Raw genomic sequence first — 17569 nt, 5'->3', positions numbered from 1 at the left:
TTCGGCGGAAAGCGTTGCCGGGACGCCATTGCGCCCGCGCTTCTTGCCGTTCTTGGCCTCGGCGCCTTCGAGTTCGTAGCGGAAGTTCTCGATGACGGTGTTGGCGAGGAGCCTCTCGCAGGCCTCCCGGAGCAATGGCTCCGCCTCGGCGGGATCGTCGGTGGCGAGTTCGATGTCGAAGACCTTGCCCTGCCGCACGCCGAGCACGCCCCGGATGCCGAGCGAGGTCAGCGCGCCTTCGATCGCCTTGCCTTGCGGATCGAGAACGCCTGACTTGAGGGTAACGGTGACGCGCGCTTTCATCGGGAACCCGGCTGGAGAATTGACCGCTCTTACCGTGGCGAACCTCGCCTTGTCATCCTGTGGCGCCTGGAGCGGAATTGAGCCCGCCCCTTGCCCGCACTAGAAGGTGCTCATGTTCCTCAACTTCTTCACGGAGCTGCGCGCGGCCAAGGTGCCCGTCACCCTGCGCGAGTACCTGACCTTGATGGAAGCGCTCGATCGCGACCTCGCCGAGAAGCGGGTCGACGAGTTCTACTATCTGGCTCGCGCCTGCCTGGTGAAGGACGAGCGCAACCTCGACAAGTTCGACCGCGTGTTCGGCCACGTCTTCAAGGGGATCGAGACGCTCGCGGGCGCGCTCGAGAAGGCCGAGATTCCCGAGGAATGGCTCCGGAAGATCGCCGAGAAGTACCTCACCGAAGAGGAGAAGAAGCAGATCGAGGCGATGGGCTGGGACAAGCTCCTCGAGACCCTGAAGGAGCGCCTGAAGGAGCAGAAGGGCCGTCACCAGGGTGGCTCGAAATGGATCGGGACCGGCGGCACCTCGCCCTACGGCGCCTACGGCTACAACCCGGAGGGAATCCGGATCGGCCAGGACAAGAACCGGAACTTCCGCGCCGTGAAGGTCTGGGACCGGCGGGACTTCAAGGACTACGACGACACTGTCGAGCTCGGCGTGCGCAACATGCGCATCGCCCTGCGGCGCCTGCGCCGCTTCGCCCGGACGGGCGCGGCCGAGGAACTGGATCTAGACGGCACCATCCGCGAGACGGCCAACAAGGGCTATCTCGACGTGAAGCTTCGGCCGGAGCGGCGCAATGCCGTGAAGGTCCTGCTCTTCCTGGATGTCGGCGGCTCGATGGACTGGCACATCGAGAAGGCGGAGGAGCTGTTCTCCGCCGCACGGCTCGAGTTCAAGCATTTCGAGCACTTCTACTTCCACAACTGCCCATACGAGCGCGTGTGGAAGGACAACCGCCGCCGTCATTCCGAGGTGATCCCGACGCTCGATGTCATCCGGACCTATCCGTCCGACTATCGCGCGGTCTTCGTCGGCGACGCCTCGATGAGCCCCTACGAGATCGCTATGCCGGGCGGCTCGGTCGAGCACTGGAACGAGGAGGCCGGCCAGGTCTGGATGGAGCGCCTGCTCGGCCACTTCCACCGGGCCGTGTGGCTCTCGCCCGTGCCGAAGAACCACTGGGGTTACACCCAATCCATCGGCCTCGTTCGCCAGCTCATGTCGAACCGGATGTTCCCGCTCACCCTCGAAGGGCTCGATGCGGCCATGCGCGAGTTGGTCAGGTGAGAACCTTGCGCCAAGAGGCCGCAGGGGCCATCTCAGGCGCATAGTGAAATCACGACATAAGCAGACAGGCCCGACTCCCCTGCCCTCGCGGGAGGAGTTGGCCGCTTTCATCGCGAGCGCGCCCGGCAAGGTCGGCAAGCGCGAAATCGCACGAGCATTCAACCTCGGCAGCGCCGACCGGATCTGGCTCAAGGACGCCCTTCGCGAGTTGGAGGACGACGGCACGCTGGCCCGCCGCGGCAAGCGGCTGCGCGCCAACGGCGCCCTCCCCTCCGTGCTCGTCGCCGAGATCACGGGCCGGGACCGCGATGGCGAGCTCCTGGCGGAGCCGGCCGAGTGGGACGAGGCATCCGGCACGAAGCCGAGGATCGTCATCGTTCCTGGGCGGCGGGTACCGCCCGGCGTTCGCGCCGCGGGCGTCGGAGACCGCGCGCTCGTCCGGATCGACCTGCGGCCGGGCGAGAACGGCGCCCATGCCGGCCGGATCGTGAAGGTCCTGCCGAAGGAGCGCACCGACATCCTCGGGGTCTTCCGCTCGCTCTCGTCGGGCGGCGGGCGGATCGTGCCGGTGGACAAGAAGGCTCAGGGCCGGGAAGTTCTGGTCGCAGAGGCCGACCAGAACGGCGCGAAGGACGGCGACCTCGTCTCGGGCGCGCTCATCCGGGCGAGCCGCTTCGGGCTACCCCAGGCGAAGATCCGCGAGGTCCTGGGCTCCCTCAAATCCGAAAAGGCCGTCAGCCTCGTCGCGCTTCACGCGCACAACATCCCGCATGTCTTCCCGTCCGAGGTGCTGGCGGAGGCCGAGCACGCAAAGCCGGTCGGCGCCAAGGGACGCGAGGACTGGCGCGACCTGCCGCTGGTGACCATCGATCCGCCGGACGCGAAGGATCATGACGACGCGGTGCATGCTGCACCCGACACCGACCCTGAGAACCCGGGCGGCTTCGTCCTGACCGTCGCCATCGCGGATGTCGCGGCCTATGTCCGGCCCGGCTCCCCGCTGGATCGCGAGGCGCTGAAGCGCGGCAACTCGGTCTATTTTCCGGATCGCGTCGTGCCGATGCTGCCCGAGCGCATCTCGAACGACCTCTGTTCGCTCCGGCAGGGCGAGGCCCGCCCTGCCCTGGCGGTGCGAATGGTCATCGGCTCGGACGGACGGAAGAAGCGTCACAGCTTCCACCGGGTCACGATGCGGTCGGCTGCGAAGCTCGCCTATGCGCAGGCCCAGGCCGCCATCGATGGCCGGCCGGACGACGTGACCGGCCCGCTTCTCGAGCCCGTCCTGAAGCCGCTCTGGGCCGCCTATGCTGCGCTCGGCCGGGCGCGGGACAAGCGCGGGCCGCTCTTTCTGGACCTGCCCGAGCGCAAGGTCGTGCTGAACGCGGAGGGCCAGGTCGAGCGCGTCCACGTTCCCGAGCGCCTGGATGCGCACCGGCTGATCGAGGAGTTCATGATCCTCGCGAATGTCGCTGCGGCCGAGGCGCTGGAGAGAGCGAACTCTCCCCTCGTCTACCGCGTCCACGACGAGCCATCGCTCGAGAAGATGCGGGCTCTTGGCGAGGTGCTCGCTTCCGTGGGGCACAAGCTGCCGAAGGCAGGCGCGCTGAAGCCCGCCTTGTTCAACGGCATCCTGCGCGCCTTCGCGGGCTCCGAGCACGAACCGTTCATCAACGAGGTCGTGCTGCGCTCCCAGGCGCAGGCCGTCTATGCGGCCGAGAATCTCGGCCATTTCGGCCTGAACCTGCGCCGCTATGCGCATTTCACCTCGCCCATCCGGCGCTATGCCGACCTCATCGTGCACCGGGCGCTGATCCGTGCCTTCGGGTTCGGCGATGACGGCCTTCCGGCGGGCACGACGACGGAGCAGCTGTCGAAGATCGGCGAGGAGATCTCCGCCGCCGAGCGCCGCGCCATGGCGGCCGAGCGGGACACGATCGACCGGCTGATCGCCTTCCACCTCGCCGACCAGATCGGCGCGACCTTCACGGGCCGCATCTCCGGGGTGACGAAGTCGGGGGTCTTCGTGAAGCTGGCCGAGACGGGTGCGGACGGCTTCGTGCCCGCCTCGACCATCGGGGCGGATTACTACCGCTATGAGGAACGGCAGCACGCGCTCGTCGGCGACCGCACGGGAGAGACCTATCGGCTCGGCGACACCGTCGAGGTCAAGCTGGTCGAGGCTGCCCCGATCGCTGGCGCGCTCCGCTTCGAGTTGCTGAGCGAAGGCAGTTCGGGCCGGACGAAGCGCCGCGGCGCGCTGGCCAAGCCTTCCCGCCCGTCCGGCGCTAAGAAGCGCGTCGTCGACATGGGTGGCGGCACCAGGCGGAAGCGGGGCAGAGGATGAGCGAGATCCGGGCCTATGGCGGCGACGCCGCCGCCCCGACGACGGGCCAGGCGGTCTGGCGCGGCTTCACCTGCCGCTGCCCCCGCTGCGGGGAAGGACGCCTCTTCGGCAAGTTCCTGAAGGTGGAGCATGCCTGCTCCGCCTGCGGGCAGGAATTCCACCATCACCGGGCGGACGACTTCCCGCCCTACATCGTGATGTTCATCGTCGGCCACCTCCTCGGCTACGGCATCTACGTGTCCGAGATGAGGTTCGAGGGCCTGCCCCTCTGGCTGCATGCCCTTCTCTGGCCGACCCTGGCGATCGTGCTGTGCCTGGCGCTCCTTCAGCCGATCAAGGGCGCTGTCGTCGGCCTGCAATACGGTTTAGGGATGCACGGCTTCGGGCGGCCGGGATCGGCCGCGCAGATCCGGAGCCGGGCAGGAGACGAGAGTGAGCGACGGTCACGCTGAGCGGCTAACCGAGTATGTGTCGAGCGTCGCCCGGGAGCGACGCTGGCCCAACCAGAGGCCGAAGGACGCCGCCACGCTCATCATCATCGATCGCCGAGGCTCGAGCCCCAAGGTCCTGATGGGCAAGCGCCATCACGGCCACAAGTTCATGCCGGGCAAGTTCGTGTTCCCGGGCGGCAGGATCGAGTCGGACGACCGCAAGATGCCCGCGATGGGGGCGCTCGAAGCAGCCGTCGAGGCGGCGCTGATCGCCAGGACTGTCCGGCCGTCGCAATCGCGCGGCCGTGCCCTCGCGCTCACGGCCATCCGCGAGACCTACGAGGAGACGGGCCTGATGATCGGCCGCAAGGCCGATTCCATGCCGGCCGGCCCTGCCTCGGGCTCCTGGGCACCATTCTTCGAGAAGGGGGTCCTGCCGGACCTCGCCGCCGTGCAGTTCATAGGCCGGGCGATCACGCCCCCGCGCCGGCCGAAGCGCTTCGATACCCGCTTCTTCGCCATCGACCGCGAGGCGATTCTCCTGGAAGACCCCGGCTTCATCGGGCCGGACAAGGAACTCGTCGAGTTGGTCTGGGTGGAGGTCGAGGAGGCCATGAAGCTCGACCTGCCGCCGATCACCGTCGTGATGCTGGAAGAGCTAGAGCGGCGCGCCGAGGAGGGCTTCGGTCACGACCTGCCCGTGCCCTTCTATTACGAGCGGCAGAAGCGCTTCGTCCGCGAATTGCTGAGCGCGGCCTGAATCGCATTGTCATCCTTGACCTTGGCGCCCATTTCGGCGAGGAGGAACCACGATTTGCGCCGGCCTGGCCGGCTGCGCCGCTTTGGGCGTGCGCTACCCCACTCAGGAGATCGTCATGGCCAAGGCCGTCACCATCAAGGTGAAGCTCGTTTCGACCGCGGATACGGGCTACTTCTACGTCACCAAGAAGAACTCGCGGACGATGACCGACAAGCTCGCGATGAAGAAGTACGATCCCGTCGCGAAGAAGCACGTCGAGTTCAAGGAAACCAAGATCAAGTGAGATCGGGCTTTCCGGTCTTATCCAGCTGAAAGGCGCCCATTCGGGCGCTTTTCTGTTTTAGGCTCTCGATACGCCGCGCGTCATGGCGCGCCGACAGGACTGAGCCATGTCAGATTCCCTAAACGGACGACCGGCCGAGGCAACGCCGAGCGAGATCGTGCTCGACGGCTCCGGGCTGTTTCACCTGCCGCTCTGCAGCCGGGACATCGCCGTCTCGAAGCACGACCGCATCGCGGTCGTATGGTTCCACACTGCCTCGGGCGACCAGCGCGTCGGGGTTCCGATCCCGGTGGAGGCCCTGCGCGAGCTCGCCCTGGCGACCGTCGATGCGATCACGAAGGAAGCGCCGCCCGCCGCCAAGGCGGAAGCCCCTTCGAAGTGAGGTCGTGAAAGCCGGCGCTGCCCGCACTACACTTCGCGGCAGCGGAACGGCGGGAGCGGCATGCGGGCGTGGTCGGCTTGGGCACTGGCCCTCAGCGTCTGCCTGCATGCAGAATTCGCATCGGCCTCGGATGCCGGCGGCGCGTGCCAGCTGATTCCGAGTGCCTCCGAGCGGCTGCGCTGCTTCGATGCCGAGGCCCGGTTCGATTTCGCGGCCCTGGTGCGCCGTGAACTCGAATGCGACGGCCCTCCCCGGGCAGCGGAAATCATCAAGGTCCTGATCCGCCGGAATGCGGTGAGCAGCCTCACCTTCCAGATGGATGAAGGGATGAACTATTTCGCCCTTCAGCGCCCGGAGAAGGTGGATGGCCTCACCGTCGTGGCGGTGTTCGCCTACGACGATTCCGGCCGCTTCCCGTTTCTCCGATCCCGCGGCAATTCCCGTGGGGCGGTGTTCGGAATCGTCACTCGCGACGACATCGAGGAGGTCGACAGGTGGCGGCTGAGCCATTCTCCGGCGCTCCTGGCCGATGACAGCAGGAGCTCGATGATCGGCGCTACCGATATCGGATGCTTTGCACTGACCCGTCGCGACACACAGACGACGGCCAGGGAACCCGCGCCACCCGCCGCCTCGGGCACGCTGGAGGAGAACCTTGGCGACGATGGCAGCCTCGCCAAGCGGCCCTGAAGCAGAAAGGTGGCCGGCCGGGAGCGGCGATGAGGAGGCTGGTGCCGCTCCCGAGCCGGCCTAGCCCTCGAAACCCAGGAGATGCGGCGGACCTGAGAGTCAGAGGGCGTTTCAGGCGGCGCCTGGGCGCCGCCGGTACGTCAGGAAAGTACAGCCGGCCCTGCGCGAAACCAATACATGAACGGCGAGCGACGCCGTTAAACGCTTGTCAAGGTTAAATCCTTGCCCTGCCCTTCCATTGCGGCCTCAGGCGGCAGCGGCGATCACCCGGTTCCGGCCCTGGTCCTTCGCACGGTAGAGAGCGAGGTCGGCGCGCTTGAGAAGGTCCTGTGCGCTGGTGTCCGAGGGCTGGCGCGCCGCCACCCCAATCGAGACCGTGACATCAAGGGCCCTGGTCTTGTCCGCGAAGCCAAAAGGCGTCGAGCCGACCCGCTCCCGGATCCGCTCCGCAACGAAACGGGCCTCATCGAGCGACGCTTCAGGCACGACGACGACCATCTCCTCGCCCCCGTACCGGGCCACGAGGTCGACCCCGCGCGTCAGGGTGCGGATCCGGGTCGCGAATTCGCGCAGCACCTCGTCGCCGGCGTCGTGGCCGAAGCGATCATTGATGGATTTGAAGCGGTCGATATCGAGCAGCAGCACGGCAAGGCTGGCGCCCCGCTTGGCGGAATCCTCGAACAGGTTCGCGAGGCGAACATCGAGGTAGCGCCGGTTATGGAGCCCCGTGAGGGCATCCGTGATCGCAGCATCCATGGAGTGCTGCACGCCGTCCCGCAGGCGTTCCGCAAAGCGCTTCCGGCGCACCTGCGTGCGCACCCGCGCGACGAGCTCGTTCCGGTCGACCGGCCGCACCAGGAAATCATGCGCCCCGATGTCTAGCCCCCGCAGGACCTTCGACCGGTCGTCCATGTCGGCGATGAGCACGACCGCGACATGCCGGGTCCGCTCGAGCGAGCGAAGCTGGCTGCAGAGCCGAAGCCCGTCGAAGCCCTGGAGGTCGAGGCTGATGAGGACGATGTCGAACTCGTTCTCCGCAGCCCGGATCATGGCAGCCTGCGGATCCGCCTCCACCTCGACGCGGTGATACTGCGAAAGGGCCGCCGAGAGCCGCTCGTAGGAGCTCGGGCGATCGTCGACGAGGAGCACCCGGCCGTTCTGCCCGGTTTCCGCAGTCGCCGTCGCCAGCGGGTCTCCGAAGCCGTGGCGGGATGCCATGAGCCGCGCCCGGAGTTCGTCCGTGACCGCCTTCAGGCGCACGAGGCTGCGCACCCGCGCGAACAGGGCAGTGTCGTCGACGGGCTTGGTGAGGAAGTCGTCGGCGCCGGCATCCAGCCCCTTCAGGCGGTCGCTCGGCTGGTCGAGGGCCGTGACCATGACCACCGGGAGGTGCGCGGTCGTCGGCGAGTTCTTCAGCCGACGGCACACCTCGAACCCGTCCATGTCCGGCATCATCACGTCCAGGAGGACGAGGTCGCAGAGCCCCTGCTCGCAGATGGCCAGCGCGTCCGGCCCGTTGGAAGCGGTGAGGACGTCGAAATACTCGGCCGACAGCTTCGTCTCGAGCAGTTTCACGTTTGTGGCGATGTCATCCACCACAAGCACGCGCGCCGACATGACCTCTCCTCGGGCTTTACGCGGCGTTCAGATAGGTCCGAACGGTTTCCAGGAACTTGGCAACGGAGATAGGCTTCGACAGATAGGCCTCGCATCCGCCTTCGCGGATGCGCTCCTCGTCCCCCTTCATCGCGAATGCCGTCACCGCGATCACCGGGATTGAGCGAAGGTCCTCGTCCTCCTTGAGCCACCGCGTCACATCCAGGCCCGAGACTTCCGGCAACTGGATATCCATGATGATCAGGTTCGGATGGTGCGCCCGGGCCAGCTCGATAGCCTCGATGCCGTTACCGGTCTTCAGGGTCGCGTAGCCGTGCGCCTCGAGGAGGTCGCCGAAGAGCTTCATGTTCAGCTCGTTGTCCTCGACAATGAGCACGGTCTTCTTCATCGGACGTGTCCTGGTCCCGGCTTCGAGGCGGCCCGCCGCTCGCTCAGCCTCGCTCGGGCGCTTACGAGGTTAGCAAGCACATGTTGATGAAAGGCAAATCCACAAATCCAGCGGCTCAGACCCGCTCAAACGGGGTAAGTCACGCCGAAAATGTGGCTGTTGCTGCGTTCAATCGCCTCATCGCCGAGCCGGAGCGGCTGGCCGCCTTCCTGTCAGTGACCGGATTGAGGCCCGATACGATCCGCGAGGCTGCCGGCCAGCCAGGATTCTACTCCGCGATCCTCGATTACGTGTCCTCAGACGAAGGCTTGATCATCGCCATTGCTGCCGAACTCGAGATGCGCCCGGAGGAGATCGCCGCAGCACGGGCCCGGCTCTCGCCCGAAGCCGCTCTCGAGGATTGAGATGGGGCGCATCCCGACCATCTGCCGGGATTGCGCAACCGGCCAGCACTCGGAGGAGGGCTCGCGCTGCGCTTCGTGCGGCTCCCCTCGCCTCCTTCGTCACCCCGAGCTGGACGAGCTCACGATCGCGCATGTGGATTGCGACGCATTCTACGCAGCCGTTGAGAAGCGGGACGATCCGGCGCTGCGCGATGTGCCTGTCATCATCGGAGGCGGCACCCGCGGCGTGGTCGCGACGGCTTGCTACATCGCGCGGACCTACGGCGTGCGGTCGGCGATGCCGATGTTCAAGGCCCTGAAGGCCTGCCCGCATGCCCGGGTGGTGCGGCCGAACTTCGAGAAGTACTCGGCCGTCGGCCGCGAGGTTCGCCAGCTGATGCTGGAGCTGACGCCGCTCGTCGAGCCGATCTCGATCGACGAGGCATTCCTCGACCTGACCGGCACGGAACGCGTCCATCACGCGAGCGCCGCGCGCACCCTCGTCGCCTTCGCCCGAAGGATCGAGCACGAGATCGGGATCACCGTCTCGGTCGGGCTGTCCTACAACAAGTTCCTGGCCAAGATCGCCTCCGACCAGGAGAAGCCGCGCGGCTTCTCCATTCTCGGCCGGTCGAACGCGCTGGACGTGATCTCACCCCGTCCGGTCGGCATCCTGCCGGGGATCGGGAAGCAGACCGAGGCGCGCCTCCAGCGGGCCGGCCTCAACCTCGTGCGGGATCTTCGCAACCGCCCGCCGGCGGAGCTGGTCCGGCTCCTCGGGCGAGACGGAGAACGATTGTCCCGCCTGGCGCGCGGCGAGGATGCACGTCCCGTCGAGCCCCGCCGCGAGACGAAGAGCGTCTCCGCCGAAACCACGTTCAACACGGACATGGCTCGCTTCGAGGAGCTCGAGCCCATCCTCTGGCGACTTTGCGAGAAGGTCTCGTTGCGACTGAAGCGGTCCTCGCTTGCAGGGCGCAGCGTCGTCCTGAAGCTGAAGGACCGAGACTTCCGCCTTTCGACCCGGACGCGTTCGGGGCTGCCTGCGACTCAGCTCGCGAAGCGGTTGTTCGAGCCGGCCCGCGCCATGCTGCGGGAGGAGGCCGACGGCACATTCTACCGCCTGATCGGCATTGGCGCCTCGGACCTGTGCCCGGCAGAAGAGGCGGATCGCGGCGACCTGGCCGACCTTCACCTAGCCGAGGAGGTCAAGGTCGAGGCTGCGATCGACAGGATTCGCGAGAAGTTCGGCGCGGCTGCCGTCCAGAAAGGGCTCGCCTTCCCCTTCGTCACTTCTGGCAAGGCTTCTCCGGCAGGAGCTCCAGCCGGGTCATCTCGCCCTTCAGGGCGAAATCTCCGTAATCGAGACGAAGCGCCCGGCTGACGCCGTTCTCGTACAGGTCGAAGCTCAGCACGTAGACGGGAGTGTCGTCCTTCTTGCCCGGCTTGAAATAACTCATCGTGACAGGCCAGCGGGCGAGCTTCGCCAACCCCTCCTGCCGGGCCGGCTCCTCGAGGCCGGCCGCATTGCCCGGTTCGATCCTCTTCCCGATCACCGACAGCGTCTCGTACACGGTCCGGCCGTCATCCGATCCGTCGAAGATTTTCATGTTGAGGGTCGTCTTGCCGGCCCTGGCAGCAACGATCAGGTCGCGCATCTGGGTATTCGGAAAGACCGCCTCGCCGTCCAGGGAGACATTGTCCCGCTTGGGCGCTTTCAGGCGAACCGCAAGGGGACCGTTCGCCTTGCGCTCGGCATTCCCATCGACGCTCTGCGCCGGCCCTTCGCCGGATCCGGTATCGTTCCGGAACCGGAAGGTCTTGCCGTCGCCGCTCTCGAAATTCGCCGTGCGCAGATCGGAGGTCTTGGTGCCGCTTTCCGCGCTCTCGATCACCGTGACCTGCCGGAACTTGAGCGCGTAGCCCTCGCAGGCGTCGCCCGTGAAATCGAACGCTATGCGCCCCCTGGCCGATTCGACGGTTCGCGCGCCTTTGCTCGCCGCCAGGGAGAGGTCGTACACTGCGCGATGCGGCGCGAGTTGCGGGGGCTTTCCCGTCGGGACCTCGGCATATGCTGGGAGGGCAAAGGCAAGAACTGTCGAACCGAGGACGACCGGGAACCGCATGGTGTCTCCGCGAGGCGAATAGGACCACATTAGGAACGCAGCCGGAGTCCGGCAACGAGCGCTTGCAGGCAAAGATGCTGTCGTCCAGAAATCCGGCAGAAACGGGGAGTTCGACGTGGCAGGACAGATCGAGTCGAAGCTGCAATCGCTCGGGATCAAGCTGCCGCAGGCGGCGGCGCCGGTTGCGAATTATGTACCCTTCGTCCTCTCCGGGCGCCTCCTCGTCGTCTCCGGCCAGCTCTGCCTGGGCCCCGACGGGAAATTGGCCCCGGAGCATGTCGGGCGCGTCACCATGGACGTCACGGCCGACGCCGCGAAAGACGCTGCGCGCCTGTGCGCCATCAACGTGATCGCGCAGGTGAGGGCCGCGATCGGCGACCTCGACCGGGTGGTCCGCTGCGTGCGCCTGGGCGGGTTCATCGCGAGCCCGCCCGACTTCACGGGCCATGCCGGCGTGATGAATGGCGCGTCCGACCTGATGGTCGAGGTGTTCGGCGACAAGGGCCGCCATGCACGCTCCACGATCGGGGTCTCGGGGCTGCCCCTCGGCGCGTCCGTCGAGGTCGAGGGGATGTTCGAGGTCGAATGAGCGCACCGGCCTGGCTGACCGAACGGCCCATCGCGCATCGTGGCCTCCATGTTCCGGACGAGGGCCGGTTCGAGAACACACTCTCTGCCGCGGAAGCCGCCATTGCGGGCGGGTTTGGGATCGAATGCGACGTGCAGATCTCGGCCGACGGGGAAGCCATGGTCTTCCACGATCACGTCCTCGATCGGCTGACGCAGGCGAACGGCCCCGTCCGGGAGCGCAAGGCCGCGGAACTCGGGGAAATGCAAGTCGGTGGGAGTGAGGATCGGATCCCGACCCTCGCCGGCTTCCTCGACCGGATCGGCGACCGGACCCCTCTCGTCATCGAGATCAAGAGCCGCTTCGACGGCGACGATCGCCTGGCCCGGCGGACCGTGGAGGTGCTGGCCGGACGCCGGGGGCGCTTCGCCCTGAAATCCTTTGATCCTGCGATCGTAGGATTGCTGCGACGCATTGCGCCGGATGTGCCCCGAGGCATCGTCGGGCAATCGCGCTACGATGGGGGCGATGCCGCCCAGCTTCCGCCCGAGCGCCTGCGCGAGATGACCGACCTCCTGCACTGGGACGAGACCCGCCCCGATTTCGTGTCGTGGCGTCATCTCGACCTGCCCTGCGCGGCGGCCTTCCTCCCGCGGCAGCTCGCCGGGGTGCCCGTGATGACCTGGACGATCCGGTCGCAGGAGCAGGTGCAGCGCGCCCTGCCCTATGCCGACCAGATCGTCTTCGAAGGCTTCGTTCCTGCTTGAGCGGCTGCGCAGGTTTCTTTCTCCCCACCCCATATCCGGCGGGGCGCCCCACGTGAGCCTACCGGACGAGCCCGACGTGGGCCTTGCGATCTCGGTTGCGACGAACCTGAAGGCTGTCGATGCGGCTGAATGGGACGGTTCAGCAGGCAGCGACAACCCGTTCGTTTCTCACGCCTTTCTGTCGTCGCTGGAGGAGTCGGGCTGCGTCGGTCCACGCACCGGCTGGTCGCCTGCCCACCTCATCGTTTCCGGCGCGGAGGCATCCATCCGTGCGGCCGCGCCCTGCTATCTGAAGACCCACTCGCGCGGGGAGTACGTCTTCGATGCCGGCTGGGCCGACGCCTATGAGCGCGCTGGCGGGCAGTACTATCCCAAGCTGCAGGTCAGCGTGCCGTTCACGCCCGTCAACGGCCCGCGCCTGCTGGTGCGGCCCGGTGAGGACGGCAATCTCATGCGCCGCGCCCTGCTCTCGGGCCTCGAGGCGGTGCGCGACCAGACCGCGTCCTCCTCCACCCACCTGACCTTCCTCGAGGAGCAGGATCGCGCCGCGGCGCAAGCGGCCGGATACCTGATCCGCACCGACCAGCAGTTTCACTGGGTCGATGAAGGTTTCGGCACCTTCGACGGCTTCCTCGACGCGCTCGCCTCGCGCAAGCGCAAGGCGATCCGGCGCGAACGACGGGAGGCGCTGGCACCCGGGATCGAGGTCGAGTGGATCACGGGCACCGACATCAGGGAGGAACACTGGGACGCGTTCTTCGCCTTCTACATGGACACGGGCTCGCGGAAGTGGGGCCACCCCTACCTGAACCGCCGCTTCTTCTCCCTCATCGGCGAGCGCATGGCCGACCGCGTCCTGCTCGTGATGGCGAAGCGCGCCGGCCGCTACATCGCCGGGGCAATCAACTTCATCGGGAGCGAGGCGCTCTACGGCCGCAACTGGGGCGCGGTCGAGAACCACCCGTTCCTCCATTTCGAGATCTGCTACTATCAGGCCATCGATTTCGCGCTCGCGCGTGGGCTGAAGCGGGTCGAGGCGGGCGCGCAGGGCGAGCACAAGCTGGCCCGCGGATATCGGCCGGTCACGACCTACTCGGCCCATCGCATCGCTGATCCCGGGCTGCGGCGCGCCATCTCGGACTATCTGCGCCGCGAGCGCCTGTACGTGGATCAGGCCCAGGAAGAATACGAAGAGGCCGTGCCGTTCCGAAAGGGCGACCGGCCGATTGTTCCCGGCTGCCCGGAGAGCTAATCAGCGGGCGCGTCAATTCGCCGAGCGGAGCCCATGAGCGCCTACGATCCGTCCAACATCTTCGCCAAGATCCTCCGCGGCGAGATGCCGGCCGAGAAGGTCTACGAGGACGAGAAGACCCTCGCCTTCATGGACATCATGCCCCGCACGGACGGGCACACGCTCGTCATTCCGAAGGCGCCGGCCCGCACCTTCTTCGATGTCGGCCCGGATGACCTCGCCGCGCTCTATGCCAGCGTGCAGAAGATCTCGCGCGCCGCCGTGAAGGGACTCGGCGCGGATGGGCTCACCATCCAGCAGTTCAACGAGCCCGCCGGCGGGCAGGTCGTGTTCCACATGCACGTCCACATCCTGCCGCGCTGGAACGGGATCGCGCTGCGGCCGCATACGGGCGAGATGGCACCGAAGGACCTCGTCGCGGCGAATGCCGAGAAGATCCGGGCCGCCTTGCGCTGAGCTTCAGCAGAACCGGTCGAGCCGGATGATGCGGCAGCGCTCGCCGGCTGCCGCTTCAGGCGCATGGGGGGCGCGGACGATGAGCGCCTCGGAGGCTGCGAGCGTGGCCAGCATGGACGAATCCTGCCGCCGTTCCGCGGTCGCGACGAGTTCCCCCTCCTCACGCTCGAGCCTGGCGCGCATGTAATCCTGCCGCGTGTCGTTCGCCGGCAGGTCGCGGCCGAGCAGGCCGGCTTCCGTCGGGTCCTCGCCCGCATGCGGATCCCCGAGCAGGGCTCGGATCGCGGGGACCACGAACAGGATCCCGCAGACGATGGACGACACAGGGTTGCCCGGCAGCCCGAGCAGCATCGTCGATCCGAGCCGGCCGTGCATGAGCGGCTTGCCGGGGCGAAGCGCGACCCGCCAGAAGCCGAGTTCCATGCCGCCCTCGGTCAGGGCCGCCTGGACGAGATCGTGCTCGCCGACGGAGGCCCCGCCGAGCGTGATGAGGAGGTCCGCCCTCGCTTCCCGCGCCGTGTCGATCGCACGGCGAAGGTCGTCCAGCGTGTCGCGGGCGATCCCGAGATCGAGCGCCTCGCCACCAGCCCGCTCGACGATCGCCCGGAGCGCATAGGGGTTGGAGGCGACGATCTGGTCGGGGCCGGCAGGCTCGCCGGGCCTGACGAGCTCGTCCCCGGTCGCGAGGATCGCGACGCGCGGCTTGCGCCGGACCGGCAGCTCCGCATGGCCCATCGCGGCAGCGAGCGCCAGGCGGCGGGCATCGAGCCGTTCGCCTGCCCGCAACAGGAGCTGCCCTTCTCGGAAGTCGAGCCCGGCCGGGCGGATGAAGCGGCCCGGCGAAACGTGCTCGCGGATCTCCACCTCGGGGTCGCCGAGATCGGTGTCCTCCTGAATCACGATCGCGTCGGCCCCGTCCGGTATGGGCGCGCCCGTGAAGATGCGAACCGCCTCACCCGGCCCGACCGGCCCGGGGTGCCCCCTTCCGGCGACGCTTCGGCCGATGACCGTGAGGCTGGCCGGCACGATGGCGAGGTCCGCCGCCTGGACCGCATAGCCGTCCATGGCGGAGGCTGCGAAGGGCGGCTGCGTCCGAAGCGCCGCAAGATCGGTGGCGAGCGTCCGTCCGACCGCATCCCCGATCGGGACGATCTCTCCCTCAACAGGACCGGGGACGCTCGCGAGAACCCGCCCGAGTGCCTCGTCGACGGAGATAAGCGCCATCAGGCTTCCGCCCGATACTCGCCGGAGCGGCCGCCGCTCTTGGCCAGGAGACGGATCCCCTCGATCCGCATGCCGCGGTCGGCAGCCTTGACCATGTCGTAGAGCGTCAGGCAGGCGACGGAGACGGCCGTGAGGGCCTCCATCTCGACGCCTGTCTGGCCCCTCACGCCGACCTCGGCGGCGACTCGCACGCCGGGGAGCGTGTCATCCACTTCGCACTCGACCTTTACCTTGGTCAGCAGCAGGGGATGGCAGAGCGGGATCAATTCGTGAGTGCGCTTCGCCGCCATGATGCCGGCGAGGCGGGCCGTCCCGAGCACGTCGCCCTTCTTGGCGTCGCCCGCCCGGATCAGGTCCACCGTCTCCCGGAGCATCACCACCCGGCCCTCGGCTCTCGCGATCCGGGACGTCTCGGCCTTGTCCGAGACGTCGACCATGTTGGCCGCGCCGGTCCGGTCGAGGTGGGTGAGCTCGCTCACGCCAGCTCGACCGCCGGGGAGAGCAGCCGGCGCGTCGCTTCGGCCACGTCGGCCTGGCGCATCAGGCTCTCCCCCACGAGGAAGGTATGGATGCCGCAAGCTTGCAGCCGGGCGATGTCGGCCGGGTTCGCGATGCCGCTCTCGGCCACGATGATCCGGTCCTTCGGGACCATCGGCGCCAGCCTCTCGGAAGTCGCGAGGCTCGTCTCGAAGGTGCGCAGGTTGCGATTGTTGATGCCGATGAGGTTCGCATCGAGCTTCAGCGCCCGCTCGAGCTCCGCCTCGTCGTGGACTTCGACCAGCACATCCATGGCGACGGCTTCGGCCGTGCCGATCAGGGCCTGTGCCTCGCTGTCGGTCACGGCCGCCATGATGACGAGAATGCAGTCCGCACCGAGCGCGCGGGCCTCGAACACCTGGTACGGATCGAACATGAAATCCTTCCGGAGCGCCGGAAGGGAACAGGCGGAACGCGCCTCGTCGAGGTATTCCGGCCGGCCCTGGAAGGAGGGCTCGTCCGTCAGCACGGAAAGGCAGGTGGCGCCGCCCTGCGCGTATGCCTTGGCCAACGCCGCCGGATCGAAATCGGCCCGGATCAGGCCCTTGGAGGGGCTCGCCTTCTTGATCTCGGCGATCAGCGCCGCGCGGCCCTCGGCGAGGGTGTCGCGGATCGCCGACAGAAAGCCGCGCGGCTTCGACACCGCGAACGCACGGTCTTCCATCGCGTCCGGGTCGATCCGCTCCTTGGCGGCCGCGATCTCCCGCCGCTTGTAAGTGGCGATCTGTTCGAGAATGTCGCTCATGGCGAGCCGTCGTTCGAAACTGCGATCAGGCGGTCCAGCGCGCCTTTTGCGGCACCCGTATCCACCGACGCCGCAGCACGCTCCACGCCTTCCCTGAGATCGTGCGCCTGCCCGGCGACGACGAGAGCTGCCGCCGCATTCAGGACTGCGACATCGCGATACGGGGTCTTGCGCCCGTCGAGCACCGCTCGCAGCTGCTGGGCGTTGTGCTCGGGATCGGCGCCTTTCAGGTCCTCCGGGCGGGCGCGAGAGAGACCCACCTCCTCCGGCGTGATCGTGAACGACCGGATGGTGCCGTTCTCCAGCGCGACGACCTCCGTGGGACCGGTGGTCGTGATCTCGTCGAGCCCGTCCGAACCGTGGACCGTCCAGACCCGCTCGCTCCCGAGCTCCTGGAGGGCCCGGGTGAGTGGCTCGAGCCAAGCTCTTGAAAACACGCCCAGAACCTGCCGGCGCACGCCGGCCGGGTTCGACAGGGGTCCGAGCAGGTTGAAGAGCGTGCGCGTGCCCAGCTCCACCCGGGTCGGCGCGACATGCCGCATCGAGGCATGATGGGTCTGGGCGAACATGAAGCAGAGGCCCGCATCATCCAGGCACCGCTCCAGTCCGGCGGGATCGAGCCCGAGCCGCACGCCGAGCGCGCCGAGGACGTCTGCGGCGCCCGACTTGGAAGAGGCCGCGCGATTGCCGTGCTTGGCGACCTTCACGCCGGCACCGGCGACGATGATCGCCGCGAGGGAAGAGATGTTGTAGCTGCCCGAGCCATCGCCGCCCGTGCCGACGATGTCGATCGCGTCAGGCGGGGCGCTCACGCGCAGCATGCGGCCGCGCATCGCGTCCACCGCGCCGATGATCTCGCCCTGCGCCTCGCCCCGAACACGCAGGGCCATGAGGAAGCCGCCGGCCTGCGACGGCGTGACCTCGCCCGAGAGCAGCGTCTCGAAGGCTTCCCGGGCTTCTTCCCGCGTCAAGGCGGCGCCCGTCGCGACCTTCGCCAGATAGGGTTTGAAGGAGTCCATGCCGGC

20 protein-coding genes and 1 pseudogene are annotated in these 17569 nt (G+C 67.6%); 13 read left to right on the top strand and 8 right to left on the bottom strand.

Going from position 1 to position 17569, the window contains the following annotated elements; all coding sequences use genetic code 11:
* Window positions 1-63 precede the first annotated feature (63 nt).
* Window positions 64-303 (bottom strand): annotated as a pseudogene (purS, locus tag ACO2SS_RS00635) (phosphoribosylformylglycinamidine synthase subunit PurS); the annotation flags it as partial.
* Window positions 304-415: 112 nt separating this feature from the next.
* Between purS and ACO2SS_RS00630 the strand changes: the two are divergent.
* The 7 genes from ACO2SS_RS00630 to ACO2SS_RS00600 all read left to right on the top strand — a co-directional run bounded on the left by ACO2SS_RS00630 (window position 416) and on the right by ACO2SS_RS00600 (window position 6481).
* Window positions 416-1591, top strand: a complete 1176-nt coding sequence (locus ACO2SS_RS00630) for a vWA domain-containing protein (RefSeq protein ID WP_423275630.1) — start codon at window positions 416-418, stop codon at window positions 1589-1591.
* A gap of 43 nt (window positions 1592-1634) precedes the next feature.
* On the top strand, window positions 1635-3935 hold the full coding sequence (rnr, locus tag ACO2SS_RS00625; RefSeq protein WP_423275629.1) for a ribonuclease R: 2301 nt from the start codon (window positions 1635-1637) through the stop codon (window positions 3933-3935).
* Window positions 3932-4387 (top strand): DUF983 domain-containing protein, encoded by a 456-nt coding sequence (locus ACO2SS_RS00620; RefSeq protein ID WP_423275628.1) that lies wholly within the window; start codon window positions 3932-3934, stop codon window positions 4385-4387. The genes rnr and ACO2SS_RS00620 overlap by 4 nt, the downstream gene beginning before the upstream one ends.
* On the top strand, window positions 4368-5126 hold the full coding sequence (locus ACO2SS_RS00615; RefSeq protein WP_423275627.1) for an NUDIX hydrolase: 759 nt from the start codon (window positions 4368-4370) through the stop codon (window positions 5124-5126). The genes ACO2SS_RS00620 and ACO2SS_RS00615 overlap by 20 nt, the downstream gene beginning before the upstream one ends.
* Window positions 5127-5241: 115 nt before the next feature.
* Window positions 5242-5409 (top strand): 50S ribosomal protein L33, encoded by a 168-nt coding sequence (rpmG, locus tag ACO2SS_RS00610; protein WP_423275626.1) that lies wholly within the window; start codon window positions 5242-5244, stop codon window positions 5407-5409.
* A 106-nt stretch (window positions 5410-5515) separates the two neighbouring features.
* Window positions 5516-5791, top strand: coding sequence for a hypothetical protein (locus ACO2SS_RS00605; RefSeq protein ID WP_423275625.1), 276 nt, complete (start codon window positions 5516-5518; stop codon window positions 5789-5791).
* A gap of 60 nt (window positions 5792-5851) precedes the next feature.
* Entirely contained in the window at window positions 5852-6481 is a 630-nt protein-coding gene (locus ACO2SS_RS00600; RefSeq protein WP_423275624.1) for a hypothetical protein, read from the top strand.
* A 246-nt stretch (window positions 6482-6727) separates the two neighbouring features.
* On the opposite strand, the gene ACO2SS_RS00595 is transcribed toward ACO2SS_RS00600, so the two are convergent.
* Together ACO2SS_RS00595 and ACO2SS_RS00590 are read right to left on the bottom strand one after the other, a co-directional pair.
* Window positions 6728-8098, bottom strand: coding sequence for a PleD family two-component system response regulator (locus ACO2SS_RS00595; RefSeq protein ID WP_423275622.1), 1371 nt, complete (start codon window positions 8096-8098; stop codon window positions 6728-6730).
* A 16-nt stretch (window positions 8099-8114) separates the two neighbouring features.
* A complete protein-coding gene (locus ACO2SS_RS00590; protein ID WP_423275621.1) occupies window positions 8115-8486 on the bottom strand; it encodes a response regulator in 372 nt (123 codons plus the stop codon).
* 152 nt (window positions 8487-8638) lie between these two features.
* Between ACO2SS_RS00590 and ACO2SS_RS00585 the strand changes: the two genes are divergently transcribed.
* Window positions 8639-8890, top strand: a complete 252-nt coding sequence (locus tag ACO2SS_RS00585; RefSeq protein WP_423275620.1) for a DUF3572 family protein — start codon at window positions 8639-8641, stop codon at window positions 8888-8890.
* 1 nt (window position 8891) lies between these two features.
* Window positions 8892-10253, top strand: a complete 1362-nt coding sequence (locus tag ACO2SS_RS00580; protein WP_423275619.1) for a DNA polymerase IV — start codon at window positions 8892-8894, stop codon at window positions 10251-10253.
* On the opposite strand, the gene ACO2SS_RS00575 is transcribed toward ACO2SS_RS00580, so the two are convergent.
* Window positions 10159-10995 (bottom strand): cell envelope integrity EipB family protein, encoded by an 837-nt coding sequence (locus ACO2SS_RS00575; RefSeq protein ID WP_423275618.1) that lies wholly within the window; start codon window positions 10993-10995, stop codon window positions 10159-10161. The two genes, ACO2SS_RS00580 and ACO2SS_RS00575, sit on opposite strands and share 95 nt — an antisense overlap.
* Before the next feature lie 115 nt (window positions 10996-11110).
* On the opposite strand from ACO2SS_RS00575, the gene ACO2SS_RS00570 reads away from it, so the two are divergent.
* Genes ACO2SS_RS00570 through ACO2SS_RS00555 form a run of 4 tightly spaced genes read left to right on the top strand, consistent with a single transcriptional unit; the run spans window position 11111 to window position 14038 of the window.
* Window positions 11111-11584, top strand: coding sequence for a RidA family protein (locus ACO2SS_RS00570; RefSeq protein WP_423275617.1), 474 nt, complete (start codon window positions 11111-11113; stop codon window positions 11582-11584).
* Window positions 11581-12330, top strand: coding sequence for a glycerophosphodiester phosphodiesterase family protein (locus ACO2SS_RS00565; protein ID WP_423275616.1), 750 nt, complete (start codon window positions 11581-11583; stop codon window positions 12328-12330). The genes ACO2SS_RS00570 and ACO2SS_RS00565 overlap by 4 nt, the downstream gene beginning before the upstream one ends.
* A 52-nt stretch (window positions 12331-12382) precedes the next feature.
* The gene (locus tag ACO2SS_RS00560) at window positions 12383-13582 is read left to right on the top strand and encodes a GNAT family N-acetyltransferase (RefSeq protein WP_423275615.1); all 1200 of its coding nucleotides are present in this window, start codon (window positions 12383-12385) and stop codon (window positions 13580-13582) included.
* Window positions 13583-13615: 33 nt separating this feature from the next.
* Window positions 13616-14038, top strand: coding sequence for an HIT family protein (locus ACO2SS_RS00555; RefSeq protein WP_423275614.1), 423 nt, complete (start codon window positions 13616-13618; stop codon window positions 14036-14038).
* 3 nt (window positions 14039-14041) lie between these two features.
* Here ACO2SS_RS00555 and glp read toward each other — a convergent pair whose 3' ends face one another.
* The 4 genes from glp to trpD are packed head-to-tail and all read right to left on the bottom strand — an operon-like array spanning window position 14042 to window position 17563.
* Window positions 14042-15262 carry a gephyrin-like molybdotransferase Glp gene (gene glp, locus ACO2SS_RS00550; RefSeq protein WP_423275613.1) on the bottom strand — a complete coding sequence of 407 codons (1221 nt, stop codon included), beginning with the start codon at window positions 15260-15262 and terminating at the stop codon, window positions 14042-14044.
* On the bottom strand, window positions 15262-15741 hold the full coding sequence (gene moaC / locus ACO2SS_RS00545; RefSeq protein WP_423275612.1) for a cyclic pyranopterin monophosphate synthase MoaC: 480 nt from the start codon (window positions 15739-15741) through the stop codon (window positions 15262-15264). Before moaC ends, glp begins: the two co-directional genes overlap by 1 nt.
* Window positions 15738-16544 carry an indole-3-glycerol phosphate synthase TrpC gene (gene trpC, locus ACO2SS_RS00540; protein WP_423275611.1) on the bottom strand — a complete coding sequence of 269 codons (807 nt, stop codon included), beginning with the start codon at window positions 16542-16544 and terminating at the stop codon, window positions 15738-15740. Before trpC ends, moaC begins: the two co-directional genes overlap by 4 nt.
* On the bottom strand, window positions 16541-17563 hold the full coding sequence (gene trpD, locus ACO2SS_RS00535) for an anthranilate phosphoribosyltransferase (protein WP_423275610.1): 1023 nt from the start codon (window positions 17561-17563) through the stop codon (window positions 16541-16543). The genes trpC and trpD overlap by 4 nt, the downstream gene beginning before the upstream one ends.
* Window positions 17564-17569: the final 6 nt, after the last annotated feature.

The organism is Enterovirga sp. CN4-39 (assembly GCF_049446235.1).
Lineage (GTDB): Bacteria > Pseudomonadota > Alphaproteobacteria > Rhizobiales > Beijerinckiaceae > Enterovirga.
This window is presented reverse-complemented; position numbering and strand designations above follow the sequence as displayed.